General features: G+C 58.3%; 10 protein-coding genes and 1 pseudogene. 10 read left to right on the plus strand and 1 reads right to left on the minus strand.

The window, feature by feature from the left end; translation table 11 throughout:
• The first annotated feature begins 237 nt into the window (after nt 1–237).
• From CLU90_RS28485 to CLU90_RS28530, 10 genes and pseudogenes are all read left to right on the plus strand, one after another.
• Nucleotides 238–1,587 carry a TolC family protein gene (locus CLU90_RS28485; RefSeq protein WP_232731422.1) on the plus strand — a complete coding sequence of 450 codons (1,350 nt, stop codon included), beginning with the start codon at nt 238–240 and terminating at the stop codon, nt 1,585–1,587.
• On the plus strand, nt 1,584–3,155 hold the full coding sequence (locus CLU90_RS28490; protein WP_100429667.1) for an efflux RND transporter periplasmic adaptor subunit: 1,572 nt from the start codon (nt 1,584–1,586) through the stop codon (nt 3,153–3,155). Before CLU90_RS28485 ends, CLU90_RS28490 begins: the two co-directional genes overlap by 4 nt.
• Nucleotides 3,152–6,307, plus strand: coding sequence for an efflux RND transporter permease subunit (locus CLU90_RS28495; protein WP_100429668.1), 3,156 nt, complete (start codon nt 3,152–3,154; stop codon nt 6,305–6,307). The genes CLU90_RS28490 and CLU90_RS28495 overlap by 4 nt, the downstream gene beginning before the upstream one ends.
• Before the next feature lie 5 nt (nt 6,308–6,312).
• Nucleotides 6,313–6,672: a hypothetical protein gene (locus CLU90_RS29570; protein WP_157808922.1), complete on the plus strand. Its 360-nt coding sequence runs from the start codon at nt 6,313–6,315 to the stop codon at nt 6,670–6,672.
• A gap of 58 nt (nt 6,673–6,730) precedes the next feature.
• Nucleotides 6,731–6,991: a hypothetical protein gene (locus CLU90_RS28500; RefSeq protein WP_100429669.1), complete on the plus strand. Its 261-nt coding sequence runs from the start codon at nt 6,731–6,733 to the stop codon at nt 6,989–6,991.
• 128 nt (nt 6,992–7,119) lie between these two features.
• Nucleotides 7,120–7,494, plus strand: a complete 375-nt coding sequence (locus CLU90_RS28505) for a copper-binding protein (RefSeq protein WP_100429670.1) — start codon at nt 7,120–7,122, stop codon at nt 7,492–7,494.
• Nucleotides 7,495–8,072: 578 nt separating this feature from the next.
• Nucleotides 8,073–8,459: an IS66-like element accessory protein TnpA gene (gene tnpA / locus CLU90_RS28515; protein ID WP_100427870.1), complete on the plus strand. Its 387-nt coding sequence runs from the start codon at nt 8,073–8,075 to the stop codon at nt 8,457–8,459.
• On the plus strand, nt 8,456–8,803 hold the full coding sequence (gene tnpB / locus CLU90_RS28520; protein ID WP_100427869.1) for an IS66 family insertion sequence element accessory protein TnpB: 348 nt from the start codon (nt 8,456–8,458) through the stop codon (nt 8,801–8,803). Before tnpA ends, tnpB begins: the two co-directional genes overlap by 4 nt.
• Nucleotides 8,804–8,832: 29 nt before the next feature.
• On the plus strand, nt 8,833–10,419 hold the full coding sequence (tnpC, locus tag CLU90_RS28525) for an IS66 family transposase (RefSeq protein WP_100427868.1): 1,587 nt from the start codon (nt 8,833–8,835) through the stop codon (nt 10,417–10,419).
• 83 nt (nt 10,420–10,502) lie between these two features.
• Nucleotides 10,503–10,946, plus strand: a pseudogene (locus CLU90_RS28530) (integrase core domain-containing protein); the annotation flags it as partial.
• Between the two features lie 53 nt (nt 10,947–10,999).
• Here the strand turns inward: CLU90_RS28530 and CLU90_RS28535 are convergent.
• On the minus strand, nt 11,000–13,714 hold the full coding sequence (locus tag CLU90_RS28535) for a heavy metal translocating P-type ATPase (protein ID WP_100429717.1): 2,715 nt from the start codon (nt 13,712–13,714) through the stop codon (nt 11,000–11,002).
• Between the last annotated feature and the right edge of the window lie 62 nt (nt 13,715–13,776).

The following is a 13,776-nucleotide window of genomic DNA, read 5'->3' on the forward strand; positions in this document are numbered from 1 at the left end:
TGTCGCCGACCACCCATCTTTCGTACCTGTTGTCCTGCTTCTGACGTTAGCTATTTATGACACTCCCGTAGTGTATACAGCCAAACCTCCTTTGCTCATTACCTTGGCGAGGCCAACGGCACCGCCTATCGCTATCCGCCATTGCTGTTTCCGTATTTAACACTCCAGACTGCCTAGATCGCCATCGCCTTGTCGGGTTCGACAAGGCGATGCTTCCCATCGCATTCTGGAGCTGCCATGTCAATCCCGTACACCGTGCATACGCATGCACGCGTCGTCCGCCTTCACCCATTCATGAAGACGGCGTTAACTCTCGCCCTTACTGTTCCGCTGCTGGCCTTCGTTCATGATGCGCGCGCGGCCCCCCAGCCAGTCACCTTCACCGAGGCGCTGCAGCAGGCTGTCGCCCGCTCGCGCCAACTTCATGCGCAGGACCAGGCAACTGTCGCCGCACACGAAATGGCGGTAGCTGTGGCGCAGCGCCCCGATCCCACTCTCAAGGTCGGCATCGATAATGTGCCCTTAAGTGGCACCGATCGCTTTAGTTTGAGCGGGGATTTTATGACGATGCGGCGCATCGGCATTTCGCAGGAATTGACACGCGCCGATAAATTGCGCTGGCGTTCAGCTCGCGTTGAGCGCGAAGCCGACAAGGCGCAGGCGCAAAAAAATGCCGTGCTCGCCACGATTCAACGTGATACGGCGATCTCCTGGCTCAACGTCTACTACACACGAAAAATGTCAGTTGTACTAACAGAGCAAGTGGCCTTTGCTCGCCAGGAAATAGACGCTGCTGCTGCCGCCTACCGGGGTGGGCGTGGTAGCCAGGCCGAGGTGCTGGCAGCGCGTTCCGCCTTGCTAACCATCGAGGACCGAGTCAGCCAGGTGGAACGTGACCTCAATACGGCAAAAAACATGCTGGCGCGTTGGACCGGCAGCAGCGGCGAGCTTGCCGAGGCTGGCATGCCCGACCTGGGCACCATCCCTCTGGACCCGGTTGTTCTCGACACAGAACTGGTGCACCGCCCGCAGGTCATGGTGTTGAATCGGCAGGAAGAAGTCGCCCAGGCGGACGTCAATCTGGCGCAAGCGAACCGACGCCCGGACTGGAGTATCGAGTTCGCCTTCCAGCAGCGCGGTGCGGCCTATTCAAACATGGTCTCCATCGGCCTGTCCCTGCCATTGCAGTGGGATCGCAAGAACCGGCAGGATCGCGAGCTAAGCTCCAAACTCGCCTTGGTCGAACAGGCCAGGAGCGAACGCGACGAACTGCTGCGAGAAGATGCCGCAAACATCCGAGCCTTGCTCATCGAATGGAGGAGTGGCCAAGAACGTAGCGAGCGCTACGCGCTCCAGCTATTGCCACTTGCCGACGAGCGAAGTCTGGCGGTCCTGGCCTCCTATCGTGGCGGTAAAGCCTCATTGGCCGAGGTGCTCGCTGCCAGGCGTAACAGTACTGACATGCACGTTCAGTTACTGCAGCTGCAGATGAATACAGCACAGTTTTGGGCACAGCTTCGCTTCCTCTTTCCCGACACCGCAATCGCGCAGATTTCCGCAGTACATAGCCAGCAGGAATTCAAATGAACAATAAGAAATTACTCGTCCTGGTACTTGTGGGATCCCTTGCAGCGGTCGGTTATGCCGGTTACCAGTTTGGTGTACGACAAGCACATGAGGCAGTATCTACAGGTGACGTCAAGGCGTCATCCGGCAACGCAGCAGTCGCCGGGAGTGCTGTCAACAAGAAACCATTATATTGGCATGACCCCATGGTACCGGGCCAGAAGTTTGACAAGCCTGGCAAGTCACCGTTCATGGATATGCCGCTGGTACCCGTCTATGCTGGGGGAGATGGTGAGGACAGTAATGTCACGATCAGCCCGCGGGTCCAGCAAAACCTGGGAGTGCGCACAGCGCTCGTCACCTCCGGAAGAATGTCGGCCGGCTTGGTTGCCGTCGGTAACGTCACCTATGACGAGCGCGACGTGGCACTGGTACAGGCGCGCAGCGGTGGATTTGTAGAGCGACTGTATGCGCGTGCCCTGCTCGATCCGGTGAAAAAGGGGCAACCCCTGGCTGACTTGTATGTGCCTGATTGGATCGCGGCACAAGAAGACTATCTGGCGAGTCGTCGTATGCAAGGCCATGAGACAGCATCTCTGGTCGACGCTGCCCGGCAGCGCATGCGACTAGTTGGCATGAGTGACGGGCAAATCCGACTCATCGAATCGAGTGGAAAGGTTCATCCACGCCTGACGGTTTCAGCGCCCATCAGCGGTGTGATCGCGGAGCTCGGCGCCCGCGAAGGAATGACCGTCTCCGCTGGTGCGCCCCTGTTTCGCATCAATGGACTTGCGACAGTATGGGTCAACGCGGAGGTTCCCGAAAGCGTGGCGGCCAAGGTTCGCCCTGGTGACGCCGTCGAAGCGCGGGTACAGGCGCTACCCGGAACTATTTTCAAGGGCAAGGTGGGTGCCATTTTGCCGGAAGTTAATGCCGCGACGCGAACCCTGAAAGCCCGTGTGGAGCTCTCTAACCCCAGCGCTCAGTTGTTGCCCGGTATGTTTGCTACGCTGACCTTCGCGTCAAACAGTGACACCGATGTTTTGCAGGTGCCATCGGAGGCAGTCATCCAGACGGGTACGCGCAACGTTGTCATGCTTGCCCAGGAGGGCGGCAAGTTTATGCCCGTCGATGTGGAGGTCGGCAGCGAAGGCAGTGGTCTCACCGAAATTCGCAAGGGCCTATCCGCTGGTCAGAAAGTGGTCGTCTCGGCGCAGTTCTTGATCGATTCCGAGGCCAGCCTGAAGGGAACCACGACACGCATGAGCGATACGCAGTCCCCTGACGCAGACAAGGCACCTCCGCGCCACCATGGGGTAGGCAAGGTCGAACAGATCGGCAAGGATGAAATCACCATCTCGCATGGCCCTATCACGTCACTGCAGTGGGGCGCGATGACGATGGGTTTCAAAGTGCCTTCCACGGGCTTGCCGCGCAATGTCGGCATAGGTGACCGAGTCGCCTTCGACGTCAGACAAGACGAAGATGGCAGCTTCGAGATCGTGGCTATTGCGCCAACCTCCGGTGTACCTAAAACCGAGAACAAACCCATGGCTGACATGAAGGCACACGCGGGAGCGGCGAAATGATAGCAAAACTGATCCGCTGGTCTATCAGCAACCGCTTTTTGGTCTTGTTGGCGACTGTTTTCATTACGGCCTGGGGCATATGGTCACTGGCGCGCACGCCGCTCGACGCCATTCCCGACCTGTCCGACGTGCAGGTTATTATCCGCACCAGCTATCCGGGGCAGGCGCCACAAATCGTTGAGAACCAGGTCACGTATTTACTGACCACCACTATGCTGTCGGTGCCGGGCGCCAAGACGGTGCGTGGATATTCGTTTTTCGGTGACTCCTTCGTCTACATTCTGTTTGAAGATGGTACCGATCCATACTGGGCGCGATCACGGGTGCTGGAATATCTGAACCAGGTGCAGTCACGCCTGCCACCGCAGGCAAAAACCGCGCTGGGACCAGATGCGACTGGCGTCGGCTGGGTCTATGAATATGCGCTGGTTGACCGTAGCGGCAAGACCGATTTGTCGCAATTACGCGCCTTGCAGGACTGGTTTCTCAAGTATGAGTTAAAGGCAGTGCCTAACGTCTCGGAAGTGGCCAGCATTGGCGGCATGGTGCGTCAGTACCAGATCGTGCTCGATCCAGACAAGATGCGCGCCTATAACATTCCGCATGGCAAAATCATTGATGCCGTGCAGAAGGCCAATCAGGAAACGGGGGGCTCCGTGCTGGAATTGGGCGAGGCCGAATACATGGTACGGGCCTCTGGTTATCTAAAGTCGCTTGATGACTTCCGGAAGATTCCGTTGATGACGTCTGATGCCGGCGTATCTGTGCGGCTGGGCGACGTCGCACGCATCCAGATCGGGCCGGAAATGCGGCGCGGGATTGCTGAATTGAATGGCGAGGGCGAAGTTGCTGGTGGCGTGATCATCATGCGTTCCGGGAAAAATGCGCTGGAAACCATCGATGCCGTCAAAGTCAAACTGGAAAAGCTAAAAGCGAGCTTGCCGCCCGGCGTCGAGATTGTCCCAACCTACGATAGGTCGAGCCTGATCAAGCGCGCCGTGAGCAACCTGAAAGAAAAGCTGATCGAGGAATTCATTGTCGTCGCTGTGGTCTGTGCGCTGTTCCTGTTTCACTTGCGCTCGGCGCTGGTGGCCATCATCACGCTGCCGATCGGCATCCTGATCGCTTTTATCATCATGTATTACCAGGGAGTCAACGCCAATATCATGTCGCTGGGCGGTATCGCCATTGCCGTCGGCGCGATGGTCGATGCCGCCGTGGTGATGATCGAGAATGCCCATAAGCATATTGAAGCCTGGAATCATGCCCATCCGGGTAAACAGCTGAAGGGCAATGCGCACTGGCGTGTCATTGGCGACGCTGCGGCTGAGGTCGGGCCTGCACTGTTCTTTTCGCTATTGATCATCGTTCTCTCGTTCATTCCCGTGTTCACCTTGGAAGCACAAGAGGGCCGTCTGTTTTCACCGCTGGCCTTTACCAAGACGTATGCGATGGCGGCGGCGGCTGGCCTGGCGGTGACGCTGATTCCCATTTTGATGGGCTATCTGATCCGCGGCCGCATTCCTGATGAGCAAAAGAATCCCCTCAATCGCTTCCTGATCGCGCTATATCGCCCCTTGCTTGATATCGTGCTGCGTTTCCCGAAGCTGACTTTGTTGGCGGCCGCACTGGTTGCGGCCATCACGATCTGGCCCATGAGTCGACTCGGCGGCGAATTTATGCCGCCACTCGATGAAGGCGATGTGCTGTACATGCCGTCGGCGTTGCCCGGTTTGTCAGCCGGCAAGGTCGCACAGTTGTTGCAGCAGACTGACCGGCTGATCAAGACGGTACCCGAGGTACAAAGCGTCTTCGGCAAAGCCGGTCGTGCCGAGAGTGCCACTGATCCGGCTCCGCTGGAAATGTTTGAAACCATGATCCAGTTCAAGCCGCGCGATCAGTGGCGTGCTGGCATGACGCCGGACAAGCTGGTGCAGGAGCTGGACCGCATCGTCAAGGTGCCGGGGCTGTCCAACATCTGGGTGCCGCCGATCCGCAACCGGATCGACATGCTGGCCACCGGTATAAAAAGCCCGGTCGGGGTAAAGGTCGCAGGCGTTAGCTTGCAGGAAATCGACCGCATTACAGGTGAAATAGAACGCGCAGTGAAGAAGGTGCCTGGTGTCTCCTCGGCGCTGGCCGAGCGCCTGAATGGCGGACGGTACATCGACGTCAACATCGATCGCGACGCGGCCGCCCGCTATGGCTTGAATATTGCGGACGTGCAAAGCGTGGTGTCGGCGGCGATCGGCGGTGACAATATCGGTGAAACTGTCGAAGGATTGCAGCGTTTCCCGATCAATGTACGTTATCCACGCGAGGTGCGCGACTCAGTCGAGAAGCTGCGTCAGTTGCCGGTGCTGACAGAGCGCGGTGCGCAAATCCGGCTGGGTGATGTCGCTGCGATCCGCATTGACGACGGACCACCGATGCTCAAGAGTGAAAATGCCCGACTGTCAGGCTGGGTGTATGTCGACATTCGCGATCGTGACTTGAGTTCGACTGTGTATGACATGAAGCAAGTCGTCGCCCGAGAAGTCAAATTGCCAGCGGGTTACTCCATTACATGGTCGGGGCAGTTCGAATATTTAGAGCGTGCCACCGAAAAACTCAAAATCGTCGTGCCAGCGACTTTGCTCATTATTTTCGTGCTGCTTTATCTGACCTTCAAGCGCTTCGATGAAGCGGCCTTGATCATGGCAACGCTGCCGTTTGCACTAGCCGGTGGTATCTGGTTGTTGTGGCTGCTTGACTATCACCTGTCGGTCGCCGGCGGCGTTGGCTTCATTGCGTTGGCGGGCGTCTCGGCCGAATTCGGCGTCATCATGCTGCTCTATTTGAAACATGCCTGGGACGAACGTTTGGCGAACGGTAACGCTAGTGAATCCGATCTGCTCGATGCAATTCGTGAAGGGGCGGTCTTGCGCGTACGCCCCAAGGCGATGACGGTAGCGGTCATTATCGCCGGCCTGGTGCCGATCATGCTGGGCACCGGTACCGGGTCGGAGGTCATGCAGCGCATCGCCGCGCCGATGGTGGGCGGCATGATCACCGCGCCGCTGTTGTCCATGTTTGTGGTCCCTGCGGTCTATCTGCTGCTACGTCGGTGTCAGATTCGCGCAGCTGGCCCCGCAATGGCAGAGGAGGCTTAGGCGTCATGAGACTGTTTGGCACATACCGTTCGACTAAGCATTTCGTGTATTTCGTGAGGTGTGCGGCTGTGTTGCTCGGTTTAATCTGGCTCAGCCATGTGCAGGCGCTTCCACTAAAAATTGACCTGCGCGCATCTGCGGCGATTGCGCAGCCGATGGCCATGACGAATTGCCAACCATGTGCCCTCTGCTTTATCGGACCACCTTTTGCCGTACATAAAGCAGGCAGCGATTATCCAGATATCGCCTCTACCGCAGCGATGGTGCGTTTTGGTTTACAAACGGATAGCGGTGAATTTATTTCTGATATTTCAGAAATTCCCTTAGTTGCGCTGCGGCTTTTGTATTGTCGATGGTTGAAATAGCCCCGTGGCAATGGAGACGAAGACGCATACATCAAATTAGTTTATCGAGGAGCATATCATGAAAAAATTACTACTTACGCTGCTCTGTATCAGCACCCTTATCGCTGCATTTCCCGCCTTCGCCGGTCCCGACTGGCAACTGATTGAACAAGGGCGCAAGGCCAAACAGGCGCAAATGATGCGAGAGGCCAATAAAGCCCCGCAAGCTGGAATGGATCACCAGATGGCCCCAAAAACGGATCATCAAATGGATCCGAAAATGCACGAAAAAATGGATCAAATGATGAAGGATTGTCAGGAAATGATGAAGAAGAAGTAAAGCGATTTTGAAGGCTGGATGCGATCGCTCCTGATGGTTTATATCGTCAGGAGTGGTCGCCACCATCCAGGTTGTGATCAATCGTTTTTTGTTGTACCAACGCACCCTAACCAATGAAGGAAATTGCTATGAAACTTACCGCAACCGCATTTCTTATTCTTACTTTGTCCGCATACAGTCTGGCCATGGCTCAGTCTGATGGCGTAAGCAATATGGATGTGAAAGACATGAATGTGAAGAACATGCCGATGGAAAAAATGAGTTCTGATTCCTCTGCCAAAACCATCACTCACAAGGCGACAGGTACGGTGAAGGCAGTCGATGCGATGAAGGGCACGGTGACGCTGGCACATGGCCCAGTCAAAACCTTGAATTGGCCGGCAATGACGATGACTTTTTTTGTGAAGGACAAGATGCTCTTCGATAAACTCGCCGTTGACAAGAAAGTGTCCATCGATTTTACCAAGCAGGATAAGGATTATGTCGTTACCTCCGTGAAGTAACTGGCGCAATGGGCGGGTTGCCGAGCTAGCACACGCCAAACAGGCGCTTTACGAGCAACATGCGCTCGGCCGTCGGCAAGATCAAAAGATCGAGCAGCTTCATGCGGGGCAGCTGCATGCCGGAGACCTGGAACGACAACTTGCCGCCAAAGTGACTGAAAATGAGGTATTGCTGGGGCAGGTGGCAGAATTGGAAAAGGAGGTGGGGGGACAGAAAACCTGATTCCGTGAACTTGAATTGTCCTTGGTCGAAGCTAACGCTAGAGCAGAAGCGAGCCAATGCATCAGTGAGGAGTTGCGGGGTTATCTACAGTCACTGGACCGACCACCTGCCTAAGAGAAGAGCTAGGGACTGGTCTGGACAGCCGGCCGCCAGTCAAAATGAAGAGACATCGCCACAAAAATCAGAATTTAAATTCCTTAAAAACAGAGACTTAGATCAAGTTTTGCGGATTTTTAGTGGAATCCGGGCCGACCCTCAACTGTAAGCGTAAAGCCAGCGCCGTCTTTACCTTGACTACTCCTGCCAGCATGATTTGAGGTTGAGACACAAATCGATTGTGTCCACAAACTCGATTATGGACACAATAATTCAACCAGTCGCAAGACCCTCAAAACGTGGCAGCTACCGGCGCCACTCCGATGAATTCAAGCGGGCCGTCGTCGCCCAGTCGCTGCTGCCTGACGCATCCGTTTCGCGCATCGCCCGCCAGCACAACCTCAACGCCAATCAGGTATTCGCTTGGCGTAAACTGTTCGGAGAAGGCCAGCAGGAATCTGGCAATAATGTCTGCACACTGCTGCCGGTGACGGTGGTGGCGTCGGTCATGGCACAGCCCGTGGCCGAGCAGGCACCAGCGTGCGGCGGCATCATCGAACTGACCGTTGGCAAAGCGCGGCTGCGGCTGGAAGGCGCCGTTGACACTGCCGTGCTGCACCTGGTGTTGCAGCGGCTGCTGCCATGATCGGCCTGCCGGCCCACACCCGGATCTGGATCGTCGCTGGCATCACCGACATGCGCTGCGGCTTCAACGGCCTGGCGGCCAAGATAGAGACGACGCTGCAGGCCGATCCATTCAACGGCCATGTGTTTGTATTTCGTGGCCGGCGCGGCGACATCATCAAACTGCTGTGGTGGACTGGCGACGGCCTGTGCCTGCTGGCCAAGCGGCTTGAGCGGGGCCGTTTCATCTGGCCGCAGGCCAGCAGCGGCACGGTCACGCTGACGCAGGCCCAACTGTCGATGCTGCTCGAAGGCATCGACTGGCGCCAGCCAGTACGCACCTGGCAACCATCGTCGGGCTTGTAAACGTCGGCGCCCTCGCGTAAACTTGGCCCATGCTCAATTCAGCCGATCTGCCCAACGACATCGATGCCCTCAAGGCATTGCTGCTGGCGGCCGAGCAGACGCTGCGTGAGCGCGACACCGTCATCGCCGCGCACGACGAGCTGGTGTCAGGACTGCGCGCGCAACTGACGACGACCGAGGTCGAGATCGAGCATCTGAAGCTGATGATTGCCAAGCTGCGTCGCATGCAGTTCGGTCGCAAATCCGAGAAGCTGGACCACCAGATCGAACAGCTGGAACTACAACTGGAAGACCTGCAAGCGACCGAGGGTGAGGCCGAGCGTGAGCGGCCGCCGGCAGACAAGGCACCGCGCACCAAGTCGGCGCGCAAACCGCTGCCGGAGCACCTGGCGCGCGACGAGCGCGTGTATCAACCGCAGGCCGAGGCTTGCCCGGCCTGCGGTGGCGGGCTGCGCAAGTTGGGTGAGGACGTCGCCGAGCAACTGGAGTTCGTGCCGGCCAGCTTCCGCGTGATCCGTCATGTACGTCCGAAGCTGGCGTGCAAGTGCTGCGACACCATCGTGCAGGCACCGGCGCCAAGCCGGCCGATCGCGCGCGGCATTGCCGGACCGGGGCTGCTGGCCCATATCCTGGTGGCCAAGTTCGCTGACCATCTGCCGCTATACCGGCAGTCGGTGATCTATGCCCGCGAAGGCGTCGAACTGGAACGTGCGCTGCTGGCGAACTGGGTCGGGGCGGCCAGCGCGCTGCTGCGCCCGCTGGTCGAGGCGATCCGGCGCCATGTGCTCGCTGGCGCCAAGCTGCACGCCGACGACACCCCGATTCCGGTCCTGGCGCCCGGCAATGGCAAGACGAAAACAGCGCGGCTGTGGACCTACGTGCGTGACGATAGCGCGTCGGGCGACACCACGCCAGCAGCGGTCTGGTTCGCCTACACGCCGGACCGCAAGGGTATCCATCCGCAAACCCACCTGGCCAGCTTCAGCGGCGTGCTGCAGGCTGACGCCTATGCCGGCTTCAATGCGCTGTACGTCGACGGCACCATCCAGGAGGCGGCATGCTGGGCGCACGCACGGCGAAAATTCTACGACCTGCACGCGGCCAGGTCATCTGCCATCACGACCGAGGCTCTACGACGCATCGCCGAACTGTATGTGATCGAAGCCGAGATACGCGGCAAGCCGCCGCACGAACGACAACTGGCGCGCCAGCAACGATCACGACCATTGCTCGACGAGCTTAATGGCTGGCTACGCGCCACGCTTGAAAAGCTGTCGCGCAAGTCGGACACGGCGGCGGCAATCCAGTACGCGCTGAACCTATGGCCGGCGTTACTGCGTTACTGCGACGACGGCATCATTGAGATCGACAACTCGGCCGCCGAGCGGGCGTTGCGCGGTGTCGCCATCGGCCGCCGCAATTACCTGTTCGCAGGTGCCGACAGCGGCGGCGAGCGTGCTGCCGCGATCTACTCGCTGATCGGCACGGCCAAGCTCAACGGTGTTGACCCCGAGGCCTGGCTGCGCCATGTGCTGACCAACATCGCCGATCATCCGGTCAATCAGGTCGACGACTTCCTGCCTTGGAACTGCGCCGCGCAGCTCCCTTCGGCTTAAACAACACGCCGCTTCCCAGCGGTGTGATGCCATCATCTAGCAAATCAACGCCAGGCTCAAGACGGCGCAGGCTTTACGCTTACCCTCAACTGGCCGACGGCAGAAGCATCCGATTGTTCAATGTAATCGACGACTACAACCGTGAGGGACTCGGCATCGAGGTCGATTTCTCCTTGCCATCCGAACGCGTCATCCGCTCCCTCGACAGGATCATCGAATGGCGTGGCAAACCCCAGGTCATTCGCTGCGATAACGGCCCCGAGTACATCAGCGCCGTGACGCTGGCCTGGGCCACCAAACGCGGCATTCGCATCGACTTCATCCAGCCTGAACAGCCGCAGCAGAATGCTAATGTCGAGCGCTATAACCGCACGGTGCGCTACGACTGGTTGGCCCATCACATGTTTGAAACGCTCGATGAGATCCAGGATTTTGTAACCCGCTGGCTGTGGACTTACAATCACGACCGGCCCAACATGGCACTTGGCGGCATTACACCAAAACAGAAGCTTGCCATGGCCGCTTAACCTCTATTTTTTGAGCGCTCTAAAAACAGGGCTAGCGTGCAAGGCGCGCGCGATCACGTCGGCGCAGCGACTGCCGCGTCAGGCTGTTTGCCCTTCGTCTTTACATCGCCATAGGCCAACAGGCGCAGCGCATTGATGACGACAAGCAAAGTCGACCCTTCGTGAAACAACACCGCCGTACCAATGTTCAAGCCGAAGATCGTCGCGGGGATCAGAACGGCCACCACTCCAAGACTAACCCACAGATTCTGTTTGATGATCCGGCTCGTGCTGCGCGACAGGCCTACTGCGAATGGCAGTTGGGCCAGGTCATCAGCCATTAAGGCTACATCGGCCGTCTCCAGGGCCACATCCGAGCCCGCGGCGCCCATTGCGATACCGACGGTGGCGTTCGCCATAGCCGGCGCATCGTTGACGCCATCTCCGACCATTGCAACCTTCCCATGTTTGGCCCGCAGATATTTGATAGCCTCGACTTTTTGCTCAGGCATCAGGTCGCCCCTGGCCTCGGTCAGTCCGACTGTCATAGCGACGGCGTCAGCCACCTGTTGGTTGTCGCCAGAAATCATGATCAGACGTTCGATACCAAGCTCGCGCAGTTCCGCCATCACTTGCGCGGCGACAGGACGTGGCGTATCCATGACGCCAACCACGCCGAGGAATCGAGCCCCCTTTCGCACAATCATGGTCGTGCGGCCACCTGCTACCAGCTTGTTGTTCTCCTGGTCGATGCCGGCCGGCATCGCCGAGTTGACCATCTCAGAAAACCAAACTGGTTTGCCAATATGGACGAGCTCCCCATCGACGCTCGCCTGAACACCGCGCCCGGTAATGCTTTTGACGTCTGCGACGTTCAAGGTGGGAGCGTTCGCGCCGAGGCGCTCCCGAGCGCCGGCCACGACAGCCGACGCCAGCGGATGGTCGCTGTGTTCTTCGACCGCAAGTGTTACAGCCAACAGTTCCTCTTCGGTCACCCCTTCGGCAGGGATCGCATCGGTCAGCTTGGGCTTGCCCTCAGTGAGCGTACCGGTCTTGTCGAAAGCAATCGAGGTCAGCGTTCCCAAGTTTTCCAACGGGCCGCCGCCTTTGATCAGCACCCCTCCCCGTGCAGCGCGTGCGATCCCACTCAGCACCGCACTGGGTACTGAAATCGCCAACGCGCACGGGCTGGCGGCGACGAGAACCGCCATCGCCCTGTAAAAACTGTCGGCGAAGGTTTCATCGACTACCACCCATGCAAACAGCAGCAGTGCGACTAGTCCCAACACTGTCGGCACGAAAATGCGCTCGAAACGTTCGGTGAAATGCTGGGTTGGCGAGCGCTGCGCCTCGGCTTCCGTTACCATTTTCACCACGCGCGCCATAGTCGATTGGTCGGCACGGCGCGCGACCATCACTTCAATCGCACCGCTGCCGTTGATGGTTCCAGCAAATACGCGATTTTCCGGCCGTACTTTGTCAAAAGCGGCCACCACCTCGCTTGGATTTGCTGCAGGTTGTTTATCGACCGGTACACTTTCCCCCGTCACAGGCGCCTGGTTGACGCTCGTGGTGCCGACCGCGACGACGCCGTCGGCGGGAAGGCGCTCGTTCGGGCGCACGAGCACGATGTCGCCCAACCGCAGTTCACCGACAGGCACCTGCACAACGTTACCATTTTTGCGCACATTGGCCGTCTCCGGCGCCAGCTGCGCGAGCGCCTCGATGGCGCGGCGCGCGCGTCCCATCGCGTAGTGCTCAAGTGAGTGCCCCAAACTGAACAGGAACAACAGCAGCGAGCCTTCGGCCCATTTGCCCAGCGCTGCGGCGCCCACTGCCGCCACCAGCATCAGCGTGTCGATTTCAAAGCGGCGTGCACGTAAATTTTCGATCGCTTCCCTGATGGTGAAATAGCCTCCGAAGCAATAGGCGACAAGATAACAGGCGGTTGCCAGCCAGTCCGGGCCAAATTCCATGCGTGCGACGAGCCACCCTGCCGCCAACATGAAGCCCGCCAGGATGGCGAAGATAAGCTCGGATCTCTCACCGAACGGTCCCCCCTGGCCGTGGTCGTGCCCGGCGTGGCTATCTGCCGCCTCGCCGTGCGGATGCTTGTAATGCGCATGCTCTTCGTGGGCGTGCTCCTCATGCGCGCGTTCGTCGCCAGCATGTTTTTCATGGATGGGCGCCTGCTCGGCCTTCTGCTCAGGCGTGTCCGGTGGCGTCGGCACTGAAGCTGGTGCCGACTCCGCAATGCCCCGCTCCGGTAGCTTTGCCCCCGCAGCACTGGTGGCAATTCGCTCGAGCGCATGCGTATCGCTGGCGCCGACCGAAATTAAGGGCGGCGCGGCAGCTCCCAGTCTGGACACCTTTTCGATCAACGTATTTTCAGCCACTACTGTGCGATCAAATTCAATCCGGATCGCGCCGAACGGCGAAACATCCGCCTCGAGGACTCCCGGAATACGCCGTAGGGTGTCGGCAAAGGTTTGAGCGGAACGCGCATGCAACGGCACGCTTGCCCGCATAAACAGATGGGCATATTTCGACGTAATCTGTGCCCCGGTCGAATCGACCAGGTCGCGTACCCTCGACAGTGTGATAACAGCTGGGTCGAAATGGATACACAACATTGGAGCTGGCGAATCCGTGTAGACCAAGTGCGCGTCGTCAATGCCCGGTCGTCCCGCCAGTATCGTCATTAACCGGGCAACGCATCGATCGCTTGCGTCTAGCACATCCGGTAGTATCAGCGGAAGGTCGATGCGGGTTTTCGAATGGTTCGTCATCATGGTTGTGCATTCTTTAAAGTGTGGTCAGTTATCCGCATTTGCGAAAATTGATAATCAAA

It is taken from the genome of Janthinobacterium sp. 67 (assembly GCF_002797895.1).
Classification (GTDB): Bacteria; Pseudomonadota; Gammaproteobacteria; order Burkholderiales; family Burkholderiaceae_D; genus Janthinobacterium.

Bases quoted from the DNA above. Each gene is read 5' to 3' on its own strand.
- CLU90_RS28485 (WP_232731422.1), top strand. From the start codon at position 238: ATGTCAATCCCGTACACCGTGCATACGCATGCACGCGTCGTCCGCCTT.
- CLU90_RS28490 (WP_100429667.1), top strand. From the start codon at position 1,584: ATGAACAATAAGAAATTACTCGTCCTGGTACTTGTGGGATCCCTTGCA.
- CLU90_RS28495 (WP_100429668.1), top strand. From the start codon at position 3,152: ATGATAGCAAAACTGATCCGCTGGTCTATCAGCAACCGCTTTTTGGTC.
- CLU90_RS29570 (WP_157808922.1), top strand. From the start codon at position 6,313: ATGAGACTGTTTGGCACATACCGTTCGACTAAGCATTTCGTGTATTTC.
- CLU90_RS28500 (WP_100429669.1), top strand. From the start codon at position 6,731: ATGAAAAAATTACTACTTACGCTGCTCTGTATCAGCACCCTTATCGCT.
- CLU90_RS28505 (WP_100429670.1), top strand. From the start codon at position 7,120: ATGAAACTTACCGCAACCGCATTTCTTATTCTTACTTTGTCCGCATAC.
- tnpA (WP_100427870.1), top strand. From the start codon at position 8,073: ATGGACACAATAATTCAACCAGTCGCAAGACCCTCAAAACGTGGCAGC.
- tnpB (WP_100427869.1), top strand. From the start codon at position 8,456: ATGATCGGCCTGCCGGCCCACACCCGGATCTGGATCGTCGCTGGCATC.
- tnpC (WP_100427868.1), top strand. From the start codon at position 8,833: ATGCTCAATTCAGCCGATCTGCCCAACGACATCGATGCCCTCAAGGCA.
- CLU90_RS28535 (WP_100429717.1), bottom strand. From the start codon at position 13,714: ATGACGAACCATTCGAAAACCCGCATCGACCTTCCGCTGATACTACCG.